The sequence below is a fragment of the Aliivibrio sp. SR45-2 genome (assembly GCF_963890165.1).
Lineage (GTDB): Bacteria > Pseudomonadota > Gammaproteobacteria > Enterobacterales > Vibrionaceae > Aliivibrio > Aliivibrio salmonicida.
Map to the genome: position 1 here is coordinate 1 of NZ_CAWPRC010000080.1, position 903 is coordinate 903.

Annotated in this window: 2 protein-coding genes; both read right to left on the reverse strand. The window is 26.5% G+C overall.

Annotation, left to right across the window (positions count from 1 at the left end; all coding sequences use genetic code 11):
- The coding region (locus AACV33_RS03815) for a winged helix-turn-helix domain-containing protein (RefSeq protein ID WP_182700739.1) at positions 1–381 on the reverse strand (381 nt) is incomplete at its 3' end.
- Between the two features lie 358 nt (positions 382–739).
- Positions 740–895: a DUF413 domain-containing protein gene (gene maoP / locus AACV33_RS03820; RefSeq protein WP_339379714.1), complete on the reverse strand. Its 156-nt coding sequence runs from the start codon at positions 893–895 to the stop codon at positions 740–742.
- Positions 896–903 lie beyond the last annotated feature (8 nt).

The window sequence follows — 903 nt, forward strand, 5'->3', positions numbered from 1 at the left end:
AGGCTCTTCTTCTACTAATACATCTATATCATCTTCTTGAATATCTACCTGTAACGAAATTTTCTCTACTTTATTTATTTTGTATCCATTTCCTTTAATATTCTCTATAACATCTCTATCTATATCTTTAATCGCAACTCTAGTTCGTTTAATTAATTGAGGGATACTTTCATTTGATATCCATTGTGTACCCCATAAAATGTTTTTTATATTTTCATTTTTACAAACTAAAGGGTATTCTTGAATCAATAAATTCAAAATTGACGAAACTAAAGGTGTCGTTGAACCGTATTCATTTTTACAACTAACAGCATCATCTAAAGAATCGTATAATTTTTTTGATATCGGATTCCAATAGATTTCATTAAGTTTAACAATCATATATTACTCACTTAATAATCACCTAATATATACTCAACATAAATAAACCTATTTACGTTTAATGTCAATAACTTACTATTAAAAAATAAGGATAATAGAATAAATTAAAACATATTTAATTATATTAACCATTCAATGAAATTAAAATAAAAACCGTTAAGTACCTTGCCTTAAAAAGAACGATATTTAGTAACACTACTGCAATAATTCAGATTCAAGTTACACCGTAACAGTTTTGTGTGGGAATATATCTTACATAAGATCATTATGTCTTACTTTATTAAATACCACTCTATTTAACTTCGTTTATAACAATATATAAACAATAAACAATAAACGAATTAAGAATGGAACCAACCTAATTTTCGTATGGGTTGCCACATAATGTATGTAACTTGGTTTTCGTTGTACTTAAGTCTATATATTTCAACCAGCATTTTACAAACAGTGATGCCTCTTTATTCCCACCTTTAACATCATCAATGAATTGTTTTTCTATACTACTATTCGGTATTAAAGAGC